This is a genomic window from Flavobacterium sp. KBS0721 (assembly GCF_002007065.3).
GTDB classification, from domain to species: Bacteria; Bacteroidota; Bacteroidia; order Flavobacteriales; family Flavobacteriaceae; genus Flavobacterium; species Flavobacterium piscis.
Map to the genome: position 1 here is coordinate 2,335,345 of NZ_CP042170.1, position 16,405 is coordinate 2,351,749.

A 16,405-nucleotide genomic window follows, 5' to 3' on the forward strand; every position below is an offset into this window, starting at 1 on the left:
CGTTATATGTATAGCTGTTATGCTGTTTTTTTACCGAAATCTTTTGGGAATTCTAAAAAACGGGATAGAATTAAACCCGGAATTGTAGCCAGAAGAACCCAAATAAAGAAGTTATCATAGCCTAAATATTTCTGAATATAACCACTTAACATTCCCGGAAGCATCATTCCTAATGCCATAAAACCAGTTGCAATTGCATAATGCGATGTTTTTGATTCGCCTTCGGCCACATGAATTAAATACATCATAAAAGCTGTAAAGCCAAAACCGTAACCAAATTGTTCTAAAATCACTACGGCATAAATATAATAAATGGATGTGGGATGGAAAAAAGCCAGTAAAATAAAACCAACAATAGGTAAATGCATCGTCAGGAACATCGGAAGCATCCATTTCGTAAGACCTTGTTTCGATATCGCGATTCCGCCTAAAATTCCGCCCAGAGTCAGAGCTCCAACGCCAAAAGTTCCGTAGATTATTCCAACAGCTTCGGTGTCTAATCCCATACCGCCTATTTCTTTTCCATCTAATAAAAACGGACTCAGCATTTTAAGCAACTGAGATTCTCCTAATCTGAAAACCAGAATAAAAGCTAAAATTAATCCGATTCGTTTTTTCTTGAAGAAACTGATAAATACAGTAGCGAAGTTTTGATTTTGATGTGCTTCTTTATTATTCGCTAAGGCATTGATTTCATTTTTTGGTGTAAAAATAAAATTATAAACTGTTATAAAAGTCATTAATAAACCAACAGCAATCATCGTGTACGACCAGGCTTTGGTATTATCTCCGTATTTGTGTTCCAGATAACCGGCAAAAAGTACAATTAGTCCGTTTCCTGCAAGTAATGAAAGTCTGTAAAAAGTACTTCTGATACCCAGGAAAAAAGATTGTTTGTCTTCGGGTAAAACCAACAAATAAAAACCGTCACTCGCAATATCATTAGAAGCCGAAGCAAAAGCAGCAACCCAAAAAATGGCCAGAGTCATGATAAAAAAGCCACTCGCCGGAATCGTAAATCCGACCAATAAAAAAGCAATCGAAATAAGCAATTGCATCGATAAAAACCATTTTCTTTTGGTTCCGTGTAATTCTATAAACGGACTCCAAAGTGGTTTTATAACCCATGGCAGGTATAATAAACTGGTGTAGACGCCAATATCTTCATTTGAAATTCCCAAATTTTTGTACATAATGACAGAAACTGAGATGATTACGGCATAAGGTAAACCAGATGCAAAATTAAGAAGCGGAATCCAAAACCAGGGTTTATTATCTATTTTCATTAGGCTGAGCAGGTGAATAAAGTTTAAATGTCTTTTTTAAGTCGATCGTAGTTGGGGTACTTTCGTTTGCAAAATAATCAATAAATGTCACAGCGCAAGCTTTATACTGATTCATTTTTTCAGCCGGGATCGAAAACTGAATAGTCCCGTTGTTTTCGTAAACGGTAATCTTCTCAATTATTTTTGAAGGATCATTAATGTCTATTTTCGATGTACTTTCTCCTCCGTAAACCACCATATAACGAACCTTTGTATTCAAAGGAGATTTGATGTTGAAAGCAAAATGAACACTGTCTTTTTGATATTCATTTACTACCGGAATATCAATTACAATATGTTTTAAATTAGGAACCGCAGCAGGAAGCGCAGGATATTTATATTGATTTTCTTCTAAAACCCTTACCACATCAAAGTTTTTGTTCATGAACCATTTCGAACTAAAATACGCACTTCCGCTTACTTTTTTGAAACTTCTTGCAAAATCAATCTGAGTTGGAATTTCATTTACAAAGTTCCAGCTTTTGTCACTGTCACCTCTAATTTTATACGAAGCGTGGCCAATATACAAAGCAGTATTATTAGAGTTTTCAGACCACCATTTTACCAATTTCGAGTAAGAAGCCCTTGGGTTGTTCATACTCCAATACAATTGAGGCAGGATATAATCGATCCATTTTTGGTCCATCCATAAAACAGGATCTGCATATAAATCATCGTAATTGGAGGTCGATTGTGTCTCAGAACCTTTTGGATCCATCGATTTATTGCGCCAAACCCCAAACGGACTGATTCCGAATTGTACCCATGGTTTACTGGCTTTTATCGTAGTCGAAATCGTGTGTACAAAGCTGCTCACATTCGCACGACGCCAGTCTGAAAGACTTAAACCCGCACCATATTTTCTATAAGATGCCGTGTCGTTAAACGTCTTTCCCGGAACGGTATAAGGATAAAAATAATCATCAAAATGAATCGCGTCGATATCGTATTTATCAACCACTTCTTTTACGACTTTGGTCAAATGTTGCTGAACTTCAGGCAATGCAGGGTCGTAATAGTATTTTCCGGCATATTCTATCATCCATTCAGGATGTTTAAAAATGTCGTGATTTGGGCTTAAAAGATTTTTGTTTAAATCGAAAGTTGCACGGTATGGATTCAGCCAGGCGTGAAATTCGAAGCCTCTTTTATGCGCTTCCTCAATCATCCACGCCAATGTATCGTAATAAGGATTGGGAGCCACACCTTCTTTACCGGTTAAAAAACGCGACCACGGCGCAAATTCTGATGGATAGAAAGAGTCACCAACACTTCTAATCTGAACGATTACCGCATTATAATTGATCTTTTTGTAAGCTTCTAAAATCTCAAGATAATCAGCTTTTTCTTTTTCGACACCGTCAATAGCTGTTTTGGGCCAGTCGATATTGACAACGGTTGCAATCCAGACACCTCTAAATTCGTTTTTAGGGTAAATTATTTTTTCCTGTGCATTAGAAATTAATCCAACGAAAAATAAAAATATAATAGAGAAAAGTACTTGCTGATTTTTATGCATTTCAATCTTTTTTAACAGAAACCAAAAATAGTTTTTTTAGCGGACTATAATAAATAATTAATAAATTATAATTTCAACGGTATTTATTGGGTTTTCATATAATAGCTTGTGTTTTTTATGATTTAGGCTGTACTGAAAAATAGTGATTGGGTTTACAAACGAAAATTGTACCATGGATTTCACTATTTGGATTTCAGTATTTTATGCGATAAACGGAATAAACAGCAAGCAAATCTGATGCCGAAAAGTTTTTTAAATTTTGGAGAAGTGATTTTTCTTGCTTTACTAAATTTGATCGCGACGCATAAAAAATAACAAAGAATCATTTTGTTTTTTATTTATATTTGAACCCAACCAATTAAAACTAAATTCATGTTTGTTATTTTACCCATCATTATCATCTTCATATTTTTATGGATATTCTATTATAATTCCCTTATCGGAAAAAGAAATCAGGTAACGAATGCTTTTTCGGCTATTGATGTGATGCTCAAAAAACGTTTTGATTTGATTCCGAATCTGGTTGAAATTGTAAAACAATATACAGATTACGAACAAAGTACTTTAACAAAAATAGTAGAGCTTCGTGCCAAAGCGACTTCTGGTTCGGTTACTGATACCGAAAAAGCGAGTCTTGATGCTGAATTGAGCACTACCGTAAGAGGTTTAATGGTAAATGTAGAAAATTATCCTGACTTAAAAGCAAACGCAAGTTTTACTAATTTGCAAACCACCTGGACAGAAAGCGAAGAGCAAATTGCCGCTGCCAGAAGAACTTATAATGCTGTAGTAACAGATTTTAATAACGCGATCATGATGTTTCCGGGTAATTTATTTGCCGGAATGTTGAGTTATACCCCAATTGAAGTTTTGGCAACAGCCGAAGAAGAGCGTAAAAATATTAGTGCAAAAGAGCTTTTTAATCGCTAATGGATTCAGAAATTAGTAATAATCCCGCCTTGCAGGAGGTTTTGAATACATTAGAAGTCGACCGTAAAAAAATTGCGTCGACTTATACCGTTTGCTATACCGTATTTGGTATTGCGGCATTGCTTATCGTGGGCGGTTTGATTATAGGAGCTGCAACGGTGGCTGTTATATTAAGTTTGATTCCGATAATTGTGGGTGGTGTAATGCTTTTTCAGATCGATGGTGATGCCCAAAAATACAAAGTAGCTTATAAAATGAATGTTGTAGCAACGGCATTAAAAAAGATCAACGAAAGTCTCACTTTTGTTCCTCAAAGCGGACTTACCGAAGGTGAATTTATAAATTCGGATCTTTTTACAACAGAACCGGATCGCTATAAAACGCAGGATTTAATAACCGGAACTGTCGATAAAACTTCTTTCTCGTTTGCCGAAGTTCACGCCGAATATAAAACCGAAACGCAGACCAAAAACGGAACGCGTACCGAATGGCATACTATTTTTAAAGGAATTATTTTTGTAGCCGACTTTAATAAAAACTTCACGGTTTCGACAGTTGTCAGACCAAAAAGCTTTGGAAATACGGTTGGCGCATGGTTTTCTAAAAATATTTTCAGTTTTGGAAATACCGAAATTGTTCAGTTAGAAAACACCAATTTCGACAATCAGTTTGTTACCTATTCCAGAAATCAAATCGAGGCGAGATATATCTTAACGCCCGCCATGATGGAAAGAATTTTGGACTTAAACAATAAATCCGACGAAACGATTTCGCTTTCGTTCATAAGTTCAAAAATGTATATTGCTTTCCCGCTAAGCAACAATTACTTCGAAGCGCCTATACATTCGTCGCTTCTAGTACCTGATTTACTTACCGATGATCTTTCGATTGTTCAGTTTATGCAGGATATTGTTCATGAACTGGATTTGAATACCAGGATTTGGGGGAAGGGGTGATTTTTTTTGATAAATCATATTTTTTAAGCCGTTTGATAGATTTTGATTTGTTCGAGATTTATGAAGCGGTTTTTTTTATTACAATACAAAACAGGTATTACTACTTGCTTGTTTTCTTTTATTTATTACTAATCTTGTTTTCAGTGAATTATTGATACAATATGGTTTTCCGTAAAAAAGATATTACTTGAGTATTGATATTTGTTTTTAGTATAAAAAATATTCTATCAATATTAAAAGATTTCTAGCTATGGAAAAAATTACAGTAAAACAATTAATTAAATTCAGAGGAAAAAGTGAAAGAACTAAGATCACTTTTGTTAAAAATCTTGATAAAGAGAAAATAAAGTCGCCGGATGATTCTGGAGGTGATTACTGGATTAGTTGTTTGAGTGCTATTAGAAATACTTTTAAGTTTGACAATGCAGATTTGTTAGATGAGAAGATTAATCTATTGGTTGATAAAATTAATATTGAAGAAGATGGAAGAATAAAAGATCAATTTCAAAGAAATCTCGACGTTGTAAATAATTTTAAGGATTATGATTTTAAACATTTAAAACCAGATTTTGATTTGATTTTTCTTACGCAACCAAAAGATCATGCTATACTTAATATAAAAGGATTTCCAATTGAAGCCAAACCTTGTCACATTTTTACATTTTCAAATAAAAAAAGTGAAGAAATAGCAGGAGTTTGGTTTGTAGCTCAAATAAATGGTTTCAAAAAAAGTGAACTAGGAATGTTTGCAGATATGATTTATAGATATTTAGATAAACACCATTCAAAAGATTTTTATGTAAATCCGGACTATTGTATTGCAGTTGACCTTTATAATGGACAAGAAGTGAGTTACTCGGAAATTCAAAATGGTAAAGTTCCGATTTTAATTGATTCAACATTGGAAGATTTAAAAGAAGTAGATAGAGACTAGTTAAAACATCATTTGAAATTGAAACATTATGGAAATTCAAGAATTTATTTCTCAGTATAGAAATCACCCAATTCTTTTTATAGGGACAGGTATAAGTTTAAGATATTTAAAAAATTCTTACACATGGGATGGTTTATTAAGTAAAATCGCTTTAGAACTAACTGGAAATCCTGAATATTATTTAGATGTAAAGTCTCACTGTCATACAAATTCTACTTTTGATTATTTAAAAATTGCTAATATTATTGAAGAAAAATTTAATTCTACTTTACAAGAAGATAGAAATGGAAAATTTAAACATATCAATGATGTTTTTTATGAAAAGATGAAAAATTCAATAAGCATAAGTAGGTTTAAAATTTATATTGCAGAGCTATTTTCTAAAATAGAATTTAGAGATGAAATGCTTGAAGAATTAAAAGATCTTAAAAAGATTAGGAAAAATATAGGTTCTGTTATTACTACAAATTATGATGGCTTAATTGAAAATATTTTCGAGTTTACAAAATTGATTGGTAATAATATTTTATTAAGTAATCCTTATGGCTCAGTTTATAAAATTCATGGATGTTTTGAGAATCCTGAAAAAATTATTATAACAAATAATGATTATGAGGCTTTTGATAATAAATTTGAATTGATAAGAGCGCAGTTGCTATCATTATTTATTCATAATCCGATTGTTTTTCTAGGTTATAGTGTTGGAGATGAAAATATAAAGAAAATTTTAAAAACAATTTTTTCTTATGTAGAGCCAAATTCTGAATTAGCTACAAAAATAAAAAATAACTTTTTGCTTGTTGAATATGGAAAAGATATTGATGATCTAACTATAAGTGAGCATGATATAGTTTTAGAAGGAGATTTAACAATTCGTATTAATAAAATTAAAACTGATGATTTCTCTTCAATATATAATTCAATTTCAGATCTTCAATTACCAGTAAGTGCCCTAGATATTAGAAAAGTTCAAAACATAGTCAAGGAAATGTATGCAGGAGGAGATATAAAAGTTAGTATTACGGAAGATTTAGACACCTTAAAAAATGGAGAAAAAATTCTAGCAATCGGCTCACAAAAAACAATAAGTTATCATTTTGAAACAGGAGCTGAACTTTTATCAAATTACTTTAATGTTATTGACGAGTCTAATATTCAAATTTTAAATTTAATTGACAAATTTAAAATTCAAGCAACTCAATATTTTCCAGTTTTTGGTTTCCACAAAATTAATAGTGGATTTGAGACTGCAGATAAATTAAAAAAACAACAGGTAAATAATATAAATTTATGCATGAAAAATATGCCAGTATCATGTAAGGTTAAGCATGGATCTATTGATGGTATTATGGAAGATGAACATATTCCTCCATCGAGTAAAATGAATGCATTAATGTGGAGTACTTTCCAAGATAATATTAATCTGGATGAAATAGAGCAATTTTTAAGGGAGAAAATGTCAACAACATCAACTGATTATAGAAAACTATTAAGTGTCTATGATTTAAAAAAGTATAACAATTGAAAATTTATTTAATCAAGTTAATAATAAATAAAAATAAATTTGAAGTATTCGCCGCTGGCGCGAGCTTCTCGCTCTTGCCCAAATAGAATATCAATTATTATCACTTTCTAAAATAGTCTGGTCATTGTTCTCGTAGTTTTTTCCAGAACTGTCTTTCTAATCTACTGTATTTGTATCAAAGACGATACTAATGATTCTTAATAAAAATTAAATCTATGAATTACCTAATTACATTTCGTGATAATAAAACAACTGAACAATTTGTTGATGAGATAAATCGTATTGAAGGAATAGCATTAAAAGATTTGAAAGTCAGAGATTTGCTTTATTATAAAGGAGAACCAATTCGTTCAGGAATTGGAGTATATATATTTAAATCAAAGGATAAATGTTATTATGTAGGTAATTGTGTAGCAAGATGTTTTGCTGAACGTATTCCTGCTCATTTCGACTTACGGAAGGTAGGGTGGTTTAATACTTTATTAAAAACGATTATTAAAAATGAATTTGTCGATAAAGAGATAACAGATGATTCATTACATATAGCTGCTAAATTTGCTTTTGATAATATAAATTTGGTTTTAATAAATTTTGAATATCACAAGCATTATATTAATCAAAAAATAAAAATAAACAATTTAGAAAGAGATCTAGGTAAGGCTTTAAGTTCTTATAATAAAAACTTTAGAAAAAATCAATCATTACAAATTGAAAATGATGTTCTTTAGCTTTTATACATTAGGAAAAAATAAACAAAGAAATCCCGATAGCGCGGATTTGCAATCCGTGCCCATAACGAAATCAAACAAAAAACCTCGATCATTTTAAAACCTAGGTTTAGAAATGAGTACCATGACTAAAGTACGCAGCTGGAAAGTTTATAGTATTGCAGGGATTGGAATTACTGTGATGTTGTTTGAAATTTTTAAAAGATTATATATAATGATATTTTACTAATTTTATTATTTCTTAATTTCCATAAAATCTTCTTATGAAACCAATTGCCCTAGCCCTTATAGAAGTGGAATCCTTTTGCTTTTTTCTTTAAAAAGCAAAAGATTGGAACGGATAGCAGGAAATAGCTCCTAATTAAAATTCCAAATTCCAATTTTGTGTTTTCGGTAATGTTTGAGTTTTGTTTTCAAAAGCCATCGACTTCGCTCAGGATGACAATCGTGTAGAAGAAACCTCTGTCCTTTGTAGCTATGAACCTTTGTCCCTTCAAAAAAAAAACTATTTCAAGACAAATCCATTTTCTTTTAAAGCATTCAGCACTTCAGAAATAATTTTGGAGCGGTTTTCGGCTTTGTTGGTTGCCGTGCCGGTTTGCACCCAGTAGCGAATGTTGAGTTGAGCGACGCCGGCGGTGACATCGGTAATTATTGCCGAATCGTTATGATCTTTGTCGGTTACTTCGTCGTTGCGTTCCAGGACTTCTTTTACGAGTGCGATGGCATGATTGTAATCCGAACCAAATTCAAGTCCTACGGTAAAAGTCTGGAGGAGAAATCCAGCGCTGTTGTAATTGATGAGCGTATTTTTTATTAAAAGTGCGTTGGGAATATAAATGATTTTCGAGTCGCTTTTGACTTCGGTATCACGAAGATTCAGGTTGATGACTTCGCCTTTTACACCGTTGCTTTCGATAATATCGCCAATAGAAAACGGACGTTTGAAAGCGAGCAGAATTCCGGCAAGGAAGTTTTCGCCAATATCTTTAAGCGCAAAACCAATTACGAATGCCGAGATTCCGGCACCGGCAAGCATGCTTTGTGCGATTCCGTCAAGACCAATAATCTTGAACATGATGAGAACGCCAATAATAATAAGGACAGATTTTATGAGGCGCGCAATAAAAGTCGCCAAAAGACGGTCGTGCATTCTTACTTTGAGTCGGTTTCCGGCAAAAATACCTACGCGGGTTGCGATAAACCAGGAGACGAGAATTACGACGACGGCGAGAATAAACTTTGGTGTAAGATCGACAATGCTGTAATAATAGGTTTCTAAGTGTTTGAAGACATCTTGCAGAAAATTTTCCATAATTGTAAAAGGCGTAAAAATGTAAAATCTTAAAATTAGCGATTTCGAATTTTCGACGTTTTACAGAATTTGGCTTTTATTTTATAAAATAAGAGGGAGACGATTACATAAATTGCCAATTAGTAACATTTTACCATGCTATATATTTATATTTGTTGTCTCAGTTTTTGAGGAATTTTTTTTTAAAACGCACCATTTACATGTTGACCCAATCTCAGTTAGAGCAATTCGCCGGAACGCTCGAAGGCACACTTTTATACGATGATCTTCATAAAACGCTTTATTCGACCGATGCTTCGGTGTACCGGATTAAACCAAAAGCGGTTGCGGTGCCTAAAACGATCGAGGATATTAGTAAACTGATTCGGTTTGCGGGGGAGCATCAAATTTCGATTACGCCAAGAACGGCGGGAACTTCGCTGGCCGGACAAACGGTAGGCGACGGAATTGTGGTCGATGTTTCAAAGAATTTTACCAAAATCCTGAATTTCGACCCGATTAAAAAAACAGTTACGGTTGAGCCCGGCGTGATTCGCGATGAACTGAATTTGTTTCTGAAACCTCATAGCGTGTTTTTCGGCCCGAATACTTCGACTTCCAACCGCTGTATGATTGGCGGAATGGTGGGAAATAATTCTTCGGGAACAACTTCGATTCGCTATGGCGTGACGCGCGATAAAATTGTGGAGATCAAAGCGATTTTGAGCGATGGATCTGAAGTGATTTTTAAGGAACTGACTTCGGCTGAATTTATCGAAAAAACCAAAGGCGATACCTTAGAAAATAAAATATACAAAAGCGTTTACGACGAACTTTCGGTAAAAGCAACGCAGGATGAAATTATAAAAGAATTTCCGAAACCGGAGATTCACAGAAGAAATACGGGTTATGCGGTTGATATTTTACTGAAATCGGATTTGTTTGGCGGAACCGAACCGACCATAAACCTCGGGAAATTACTCTGCGGAAGCGAAGGAACTTTGTCCTTTACGTATGAGATTACCTTAAAAGTTGACGATTTACCGCCAGCCAATAATATTATGGTGGTGGCGCATTATCATAGCATTCAGGAATCGCTGGAATCTGTTGTGGTGGCGATGAAACATCATTTGTACACAGCAGAAATGATCGATGATACGATTTTGGATTGTACGAAAACAAGCAGGGAACATGTAAAAAATAGATTCTTTTTGGTTGGAGAACCAAAAGCAATTATGATGTTTGAAGTGGCTTCGCACGATCCTGAAGATGCAGAAAGACAAGCTAATGCTTTGGTAGCCGATTTAGAAAAAAACAACTTTGGTTACGCACTCGTAAAAATTTACGGTGCCGATATCGAGAAAGTAAACGAATTGAGGAAAGCAGGCCTCGGACTTTTAGGAAGTATTGTTGGAGACGACAAAGCAGCCGATTCTATTGAAGATACAGCGGTTGAGTTGAGCGATTTACCCGCTTATATTGCGGAGTTTTCGGCGATGATGCTGCGTCACGGACAAGGTGCGATTTATTATGCGCATGCAGGTGCGGGCGAACTGCATTTGCGTCCGGTTTTGAATTTGAAGAAAACATCTGATTTAAAACTCTTTAGAACTATCGCGACCGATGTGGCGATTTTGGTAAAGAAATACAGAGGTTCGCTAAGCGGCGAACACGGCGACGGAATTGTGCGCGGAGAGTTTATTCCGTTTATGATTGGCGAGACGAATTATGAATTGCTGAAACGAATTAAACTGGCTTTCGATCCGAATTCGGTTTTGAATATCGGGAAGATTGTAAACGCTTTAAAGATGGATGAAAACCATCGTGTGGTTTCGGGCAGGGTAGAACCGGATATTAAAACGTTTCAGGATTTCTCAGACAGTTTAGGAATTTTGCGTGCAGCCGAAAAATGCAACGGTTCCGGTGATTGCCGAAAATTGCCATCGGCAGGCGGAGCAATGTGTCCGAGTTATCGTGCAACCAAAAACGAAAAAGAAACAACACGTGCAAGAGCAAATGCATTGCGTGAATATTTGACGTATTCTGAGAAAGAAAATAAATTCGACCAGAAAGAATTATACGAAGTTTTTGAGTTGTGTGTGAGCTGTAAAGCCTGCGCGAGCGAATGTCCGAGTAATGTGGATGTTGCCACTTTAAAAGCTGAATTTTTATACCAATACCAAAAAGCAAACGGTTTTTCAACCCGAAATAAGATTTTTGCACACAACGCAAAACTGAATAAAATGGGAAGTTTGTTTCCGTCAATTACCAACTTTATTTCGAATCAGTCGCTTGTTAAAAAAAGTATGGGAATCGCGCCTGAAAGACAAGTTCCGCTTTTAGCGAAAAAGACGTTTAGAAAATGGCACGAAAATCATAAGCCTAAAGTTACGGATTTTCCGAACGGAAGATTGTATCTGTTTGTAGATGAATTTACCAATTATTATGATGTAAATATAGGAATCGATGCTTTCGAATTATTAACTAAATTAGGGTATCAGGTTCTGGTTATCGACCATGAAGAAAGTGGAAGAGCCTATTTATCGAAAGGTTTTTTGGAGGAAGCAAAAAAAATAGCCAATCACAATGTCAACATTTTTAAAGATTTGGTTTTAGGCAATGCGCCTTTGGTTGGTATTGAACCTTCTGCCATTTTAACTTTCCGAGATGAATATCTTCGCCTGGCAGATGATAAGGAAGAAGCAGAAAAGTTATCCCGAAATGCTTTTACCATTGAAGAATTCTTTAAAAAAGAAATTATAGATGGTAAAATTAAACCTGATTCTTTTTCTGATGAAAAAAAGGAAATTAAAATTCACGGACATTGTCATCAGAAATCATTAAGTTCTGTTGAAGCGACTTTTGCGATGCTGAATTTACCAACCAATAATACGGTTACGATTTACAATTCGGGCTGTTGCGGAATGGCGGGATCTTTCGGTTACGAGAAAGAACATTATCAGGTAAGTATGCAAATGGGAGAGGATACTTTATTCCCAAAAGTGCGCGCCACCGCTGAGAATGTAAAAATCGCCGCTGCAGGAACCAGCTGTCGCCATCAAATTTATGATGGAACGAGTAGGGAAGCGCAGCATCCGGTTAGTATTTTGAGAGCTTGTTTGAAGTGAAAAAATGTTTGCCGCAAATTACACAAATTTTCACTAATTATTTTCTCACGCAGATTGAGCAGATTTTTTATCAAAGATTAGAAACAAAAAATTCGTGAAAATTTGTGAAATTCGTGGCAAAAAAACTTTGTGTCCTAGAGCCTTTGTGGCAAAACTACTTTAGTGAGACTTTCTTCCCAGTTTCAGCAGCTTTGTAAATGGCGTTTATGACTTTAATGTCTTTTAAACCTTCTTCGCCGGTGATGTGGCTTGGGAGTTTTTTGTTTTCTAAGAGCACTTTCGCGATTTCATCCATTTGTGTTTGCTGTTGATTGATTTCAGGGAATTTTAGCGGGCCTTTTGAAGTTTTTCCTTCGTACGGGCCATAACTTAAAGAGGGACTTAATTGAAAATTACCCTCATCTGCAGTGGCATAAATTCGGTCAATATAATACCCAACAGAAGAATTGCAATTAGCCATTGCACCGCTTGGAAATTCCATTTGCCAGGAAATACTTTCTTCCGTTTCTGAGAACCTGTTTTTATCATTTACTGTTCCGAATTGAGCGGTAACAGCAATAGGTTCTTCGCCTAAAATATAGCGGCTTGCCTGGATACAATAAATTCCCAAATCCATTAAGGGACCACCGCCGGACAACTTTTTATTTAACCTCCATACACTTGGATCATTTATGTCGACAGGTTTTTTGGCAATGGTATCATAAGTTTTATAGCCAAGGGATGTTTCTATATAGCGTACTTTTCCGAAAACTTTCTCTTGCCCCAGTCGTTTAATTTCCATGTGTGTTGGTTCATAATGCAAACGGTAACCAACGGCCAGTTGTACTTTATTATCGTTGCAGGCTTTAATCATTTCCTCACATTCTGCGACCGTAATTGCCATGGGTTTTTCGGTAATGACATGTTTGCCGGCTTTGGCAGAACGAATAACAAAATCTTTGTGCATACTGTTTGGTAATATCACGTAAACCAAGTCAATATCCTTGTTGTTGACGATCTCATCAAAATTTTGATAGTTATAGATGTTCTTGTCGGGGATATTGTACTTCGCTTTCCATTTGGTCGCTTTTGCAGGAGTACCGGTAACTATTCCGGCAAGCGTACAGTATTCGGAAACCTGAAGACCTTTCGCTACCAGATCAGCATAAACTCCCAATCCGCAGAGCGCGACATTTAATTTTTTTCCGCTATAAGGTATTTTGTCAGGATCGGGTGCAGTTAAAAAAGAAGGTAGTGTCGTTATAATGACGGAGGCTCCAACGCCAGCCCCAAATTTATTTACAAACGATCGTCTTGAAATTTTTTCCATGTGGTTTGGTTTTTATAGTAGTAATAGTGGTTTAGTAATAAGTGTTTTTTTGAGAAATATTACATTGGTGGTTTTTGTAAAATGCTCATTCAAAAATAATTATAAATTATAGTGTGTGATTTACATTTGTCATAATGTAACAAATGTAAAAAAAGATGAAAGATTTTTATTAAGGTTTGCGGTAAAAAAATGTGAGAATTTTTCTAATTTGTGAAAAAAAAATAGGAATACATTTGAAATGAGACATGGCACGCGGATGACACGGATTTAGGCGGATTTGCGCTGAAATTTTGTTTCCCGCAGATTTAGCAGATTTGACACATTTAATTTGATATGAAATAAATCTGTAGAAATCTATTTAATCAGTGAAATAGAAATCTGTGCAATCTGCGAGAGAAATAATTCCTACTAAGCTTGGTTACAAAAAAAACTTTGTGACTTAGAGTCTTAGTGGCAAAAAAACAATTCGTGGAAATTAGTGAAATTCGTGGCTAAAAAAACTTAGTGCCTTACCGCCTTAGTGGCAAAAAATAATTCCAATTAAAACAAAATGGTTTTATATATTTGAAATCAGGATATTTTTTGCATTATTTGCAAAATAAAACCGCAAAGACCTACATAAATTAATTTATAAAAGCAAAATCATATATGGCATTATCAGGTTTATTCCGAAAAAAAACGATACAAGATATTCTCAAACAAGTTGCGAAAAACGAAGCAGATGGTCATAATGCATTAGGAAAACATTTAACGACCAGAGATTTAACTGCATTTGGAATCGCAGCGATTGTTGGAGCAGGTATTTTTAGTACTATCGGAAAAGCAAGTGCTGATGGTGGACCAGCCGTTATTTTCTTGTTTTTATTTACGGCATTGGCTTGTAGTTTTGCTGCTTTTGCTTACGCCGAGTTTGCCTCAATGGTTCCGGTTTCAGGAAGTGCATATACGTATTCTTATGTAGCTTTTGGAGAACTTATTGCTTGGATTATCGGTTGGGCTTTAATTATGGAATATGCCGTGGGAAATATTACCGTGGCGATATCGTGGAGTGATTATTTCACCGGACTGCTCCAGAGTGGCGGGATAAATTTACCGCAATGGGTTCAGATGGATTATCTAACAGCCTCAAACGGATTTAAAGATGCCACAGCTTTAATGCAGGGCGGAAAAACATACGAAAACTTAGGTGCTGGATTACAGGCAGCTTATACGGCCTGGACAACAGCACCAACTATTGGTTCTTTTCATTTTGTGGCTGATTTACCGGCTTTATTCATCATTGTTTTAATTACCGCTTTGGTTTACCGCGGAATGAAAGAATCCCGTAATGCGAGTAATGCAATGGTGGTTGTAAAACTTTGTATCGTTCTTTTGGTTATCGCAGTGGGTGTGTTTTATGTAGATACAGCAAACTGGGATCCGTTTGCTCCAAATGGCGTTAGTGGCGTTTTAAAAGGAGTTTCTGCCGTATTCTTTGCTTATATTGGTTTTGACGCGATTTCTACAACGGCCGAAGAATGTAAAAATCCGCAACGCGATTTGCCACGCGGCATGATGTGGGCGATTATTATTTGTACGATTTTATATATTGCCATTGCATTGGTTTTGACTGGAATGGTGCGTTACAATGAATTGAATGTTGGAGATCCTCTTGCATTTGTTTTCGATAAATTAAACTTAAAATGGATGTCGGGAATTATTGCCGTAAGTGCTGTAATTGCGATGGCGAGCGTTCTTTTGGTTTTCCAAATGGGACAGCCTCGTATCTGGATGAGTATGAGCCGTGACGGTTTATTGCCAAAGAAATTTTCTACAGTACATCCAAAATTCAAAACACCATCTTTTGCGACAATTGTAACTGGTTTTGTGGTTGCAGTTCCTGCTTTATTTTTGAATCTTACAATGGTAACGGATTTATGCAGTATCGGAACTTTATTTGCCTTTGTATTAGTTTGCGCCGGAGTTTTGGTTTTACAAAACAAACCTGAAATTCCGAGAGGAAAATTTAAAACACCTTATGTAAATTCGAAGTATATTTTACCGGTTTTAATGATTGCCGGGTTGTATTATGCGTTTGCTTTCAATAATAAAGCAACAATGGCTTTCATTAATAATGAATCACAAACAAACGATGCAACGACGATTATTACCTCTTTAGATAAAGAACAATCGGCTAAAGTTTTCAATTATTTGGAAAGCATCGACATTAAAAATAAAACAGCAGAAACTTCAGATTTAGAGCATTTATTAAGCCAATACCAGGACGATGACGCTAAATACGCTGAAGTTGTAAAAGGTTTGCCAATCAATGATTCTTTAAAATACGAATCAGGTTTCAGCTTATTCAAACACAAAATCCCAATGTGGATTTTCCTTTTCGTTTTAGTTGGATTAGCCGTTTGGTCATTCAGACAAAACTTGTCTTTAATTCCACTTTTGGGATTAATCTGTTGTTTGTACATGATGGCCGAATTAAGCGTTTGGAACTGGATTTACTTTACGATCTGGTTGTTAATCGGGTTGTTTATTTACTTTACTTATAGTAGAAAGAATAGTAAGCTTAACTTCCCTGCAGAAGCATAGATAATTATTAATTGTGAATTATAAATTATAAATGAAAAGCCGTTCTGATCGATTCAGAACGGCTTTTTATTTTTTGCCACAGATTAAAAGATTAAAAAGATTTTTCCTCACGCAGATTCAGCAGATTTGGCAGATCTTTTCTAAAAAAAAAATAATCTGCATGATCTGCTAAAT

General features: G+C 35.0%; 12 protein-coding genes. 8 read left to right on the forward strand and 4 right to left on the reverse strand.

The features are described 5' to 3' along the window. Window positions 1–17 precede the first annotated feature (17 nt). Both B0M43_RS10300 and B0M43_RS10305 read right to left on the reverse strand, forming a co-directional pair. Window positions 18–1,286 carry an MFS transporter gene (locus B0M43_RS10300; RefSeq protein ID WP_078008432.1) on the reverse strand — a complete coding sequence of 423 codons (1,269 nt, stop codon included), beginning with the start codon at window positions 1,284–1,286 and terminating at the stop codon, window positions 18–20. Next, window positions 1,273–2,844: a glycoside hydrolase family 10 protein gene (locus tag B0M43_RS10305; RefSeq protein WP_078008431.1), complete on the reverse strand. Its 1,572-nt coding sequence runs from the start codon at window positions 2,842–2,844 to the stop codon at window positions 1,273–1,275. The genes B0M43_RS10300 and B0M43_RS10305 overlap by 14 nt, the downstream gene beginning before the upstream one ends. Window positions 2,845–3,216: 372 nt before the next feature. Between B0M43_RS10305 and B0M43_RS10310 the strand changes: the two genes are divergently transcribed. The 5 genes from B0M43_RS10310 (at window position 3,217) to B0M43_RS10330 (ending at window position 7,917) form a co-directional block, all read left to right on the forward strand. Next, the gene (locus B0M43_RS10310) at window positions 3,217–3,774 is read left to right on the forward strand and encodes a LemA family protein (protein WP_078008430.1); all 558 of its coding nucleotides are present in this window, start codon (window positions 3,217–3,219) and stop codon (window positions 3,772–3,774) included. Continuing rightward, entirely contained in the window at window positions 3,774–4,730 is a 957-nt protein-coding gene (locus tag B0M43_RS10315; RefSeq protein ID WP_078008429.1) for a DUF3137 domain-containing protein, read from the forward strand. The genes B0M43_RS10310 and B0M43_RS10315 overlap by 1 nt, the downstream gene beginning before the upstream one ends. A 250-nt stretch (window positions 4,731–4,980) precedes the next feature. Then, window positions 4,981–5,664, forward strand: a complete 684-nt coding sequence (locus B0M43_RS10320) for a hypothetical protein (RefSeq protein WP_078008428.1) — start codon at window positions 4,981–4,983, stop codon at window positions 5,662–5,664. 28 nt (window positions 5,665–5,692) lie between these two features. Further along, the gene (locus tag B0M43_RS10325) at window positions 5,693–7,189 is read left to right on the forward strand and encodes an SIR2 family protein (RefSeq protein ID WP_078008427.1); all 1,497 of its coding nucleotides are present in this window, start codon (window positions 5,693–5,695) and stop codon (window positions 7,187–7,189) included. A gap of 215 nt (window positions 7,190–7,404) precedes the next feature. Further along, window positions 7,405–7,917, forward strand: a complete 513-nt coding sequence (locus tag B0M43_RS10330; RefSeq protein ID WP_078008426.1) for a hypothetical protein — start codon at window positions 7,405–7,407, stop codon at window positions 7,915–7,917. A gap of 505 nt (window positions 7,918–8,422) precedes the next feature. Here the strand turns inward: B0M43_RS10330 and B0M43_RS10335 are convergent. Next, window positions 8,423–8,995: a mechanosensitive ion channel family protein gene (locus B0M43_RS10335; protein ID WP_246860218.1), complete on the reverse strand. Its 573-nt coding sequence runs from the start codon at window positions 8,993–8,995 to the stop codon at window positions 8,423–8,425. Between the two features lie 69 nt (window positions 8,996–9,064). Here B0M43_RS10335 and B0M43_RS24800 point away from each other — a divergent pair, with 69 nt between their 5' ends. Both B0M43_RS24800 and B0M43_RS10340 read left to right on the forward strand, forming a co-directional pair. After that, window positions 9,065–9,199 carry a hypothetical protein gene (locus tag B0M43_RS24800; protein ID WP_256370425.1) on the forward strand — a complete coding sequence of 45 codons (135 nt, stop codon included), beginning with the start codon at window positions 9,065–9,067 and terminating at the stop codon, window positions 9,197–9,199. Between the two features lie 233 nt (window positions 9,200–9,432). Then, window positions 9,433–12,339 carry an FAD-binding and (Fe-S)-binding domain-containing protein gene (locus B0M43_RS10340; RefSeq protein WP_078008424.1) on the forward strand — a complete coding sequence of 969 codons (2,907 nt, stop codon included), beginning with the start codon at window positions 9,433–9,435 and terminating at the stop codon, window positions 12,337–12,339. A gap of 154 nt (window positions 12,340–12,493) precedes the next feature. Here B0M43_RS10340 and B0M43_RS10345 read toward each other — a convergent pair whose 3' ends face one another. After that, window positions 12,494–13,648 carry a Gfo/Idh/MocA family protein gene (locus B0M43_RS10345; RefSeq protein ID WP_078008423.1) on the reverse strand — a complete coding sequence of 385 codons (1,155 nt, stop codon included), beginning with the start codon at window positions 13,646–13,648 and terminating at the stop codon, window positions 12,494–12,496. 648 nt (window positions 13,649–14,296) lie between these two features. On the opposite strand from B0M43_RS10345, the gene B0M43_RS10350 reads away from it, so the two are divergent. After that, window positions 14,297–16,231, forward strand: a complete 1,935-nt coding sequence (locus tag B0M43_RS10350) for an amino acid permease (protein WP_078008422.1) — start codon at window positions 14,297–14,299, stop codon at window positions 16,229–16,231. Window positions 16,232–16,405 lie beyond the last annotated feature (174 nt).

Coding starts and splice junctions, on each gene's coding strand:
- B0M43_RS10300 (WP_078008432.1), bottom strand. CDS start 1,286: ATGAAAATAGATAATAAACCCTGGTTTTGGATTCCGCTTCTTAATTTT.
- B0M43_RS10305 (WP_078008431.1), bottom strand. CDS start 2,844: ATGCATAAAAATCAGCAAGTACTTTTCTCTATTATATTTTTATTTTTC.
- B0M43_RS10310 (WP_078008430.1), top strand. CDS start 3,217: ATGTTTGTTATTTTACCCATCATTATCATCTTCATATTTTTATGGATA.
- B0M43_RS10315 (WP_078008429.1), top strand. CDS start 3,774: ATGGATTCAGAAATTAGTAATAATCCCGCCTTGCAGGAGGTTTTGAAT.
- B0M43_RS10320 (WP_078008428.1), top strand. CDS start 4,981: ATGGAAAAAATTACAGTAAAACAATTAATTAAATTCAGAGGAAAAAGT.
- B0M43_RS10325 (WP_078008427.1), top strand. CDS start 5,693: ATGGAAATTCAAGAATTTATTTCTCAGTATAGAAATCACCCAATTCTT.
- B0M43_RS10330 (WP_078008426.1), top strand. CDS start 7,405: ATGAATTACCTAATTACATTTCGTGATAATAAAACAACTGAACAATTT.
- B0M43_RS10335 (WP_246860218.1), bottom strand. CDS start 8,995: ATGTTCAAGATTATTGGTCTTGACGGAATCGCACAAAGCATGCTTGCC.
- B0M43_RS10340 (WP_078008424.1), top strand. CDS start 9,433: ATGTTGACCCAATCTCAGTTAGAGCAATTCGCCGGAACGCTCGAAGGC.
- B0M43_RS10345 (WP_078008423.1), bottom strand. CDS start 13,648: ATGGAAAAAATTTCAAGACGATCGTTTGTAAATAAATTTGGGGCTGGC.
- B0M43_RS10350 (WP_078008422.1), top strand. CDS start 14,297: ATGGCATTATCAGGTTTATTCCGAAAAAAAACGATACAAGATATTCTC.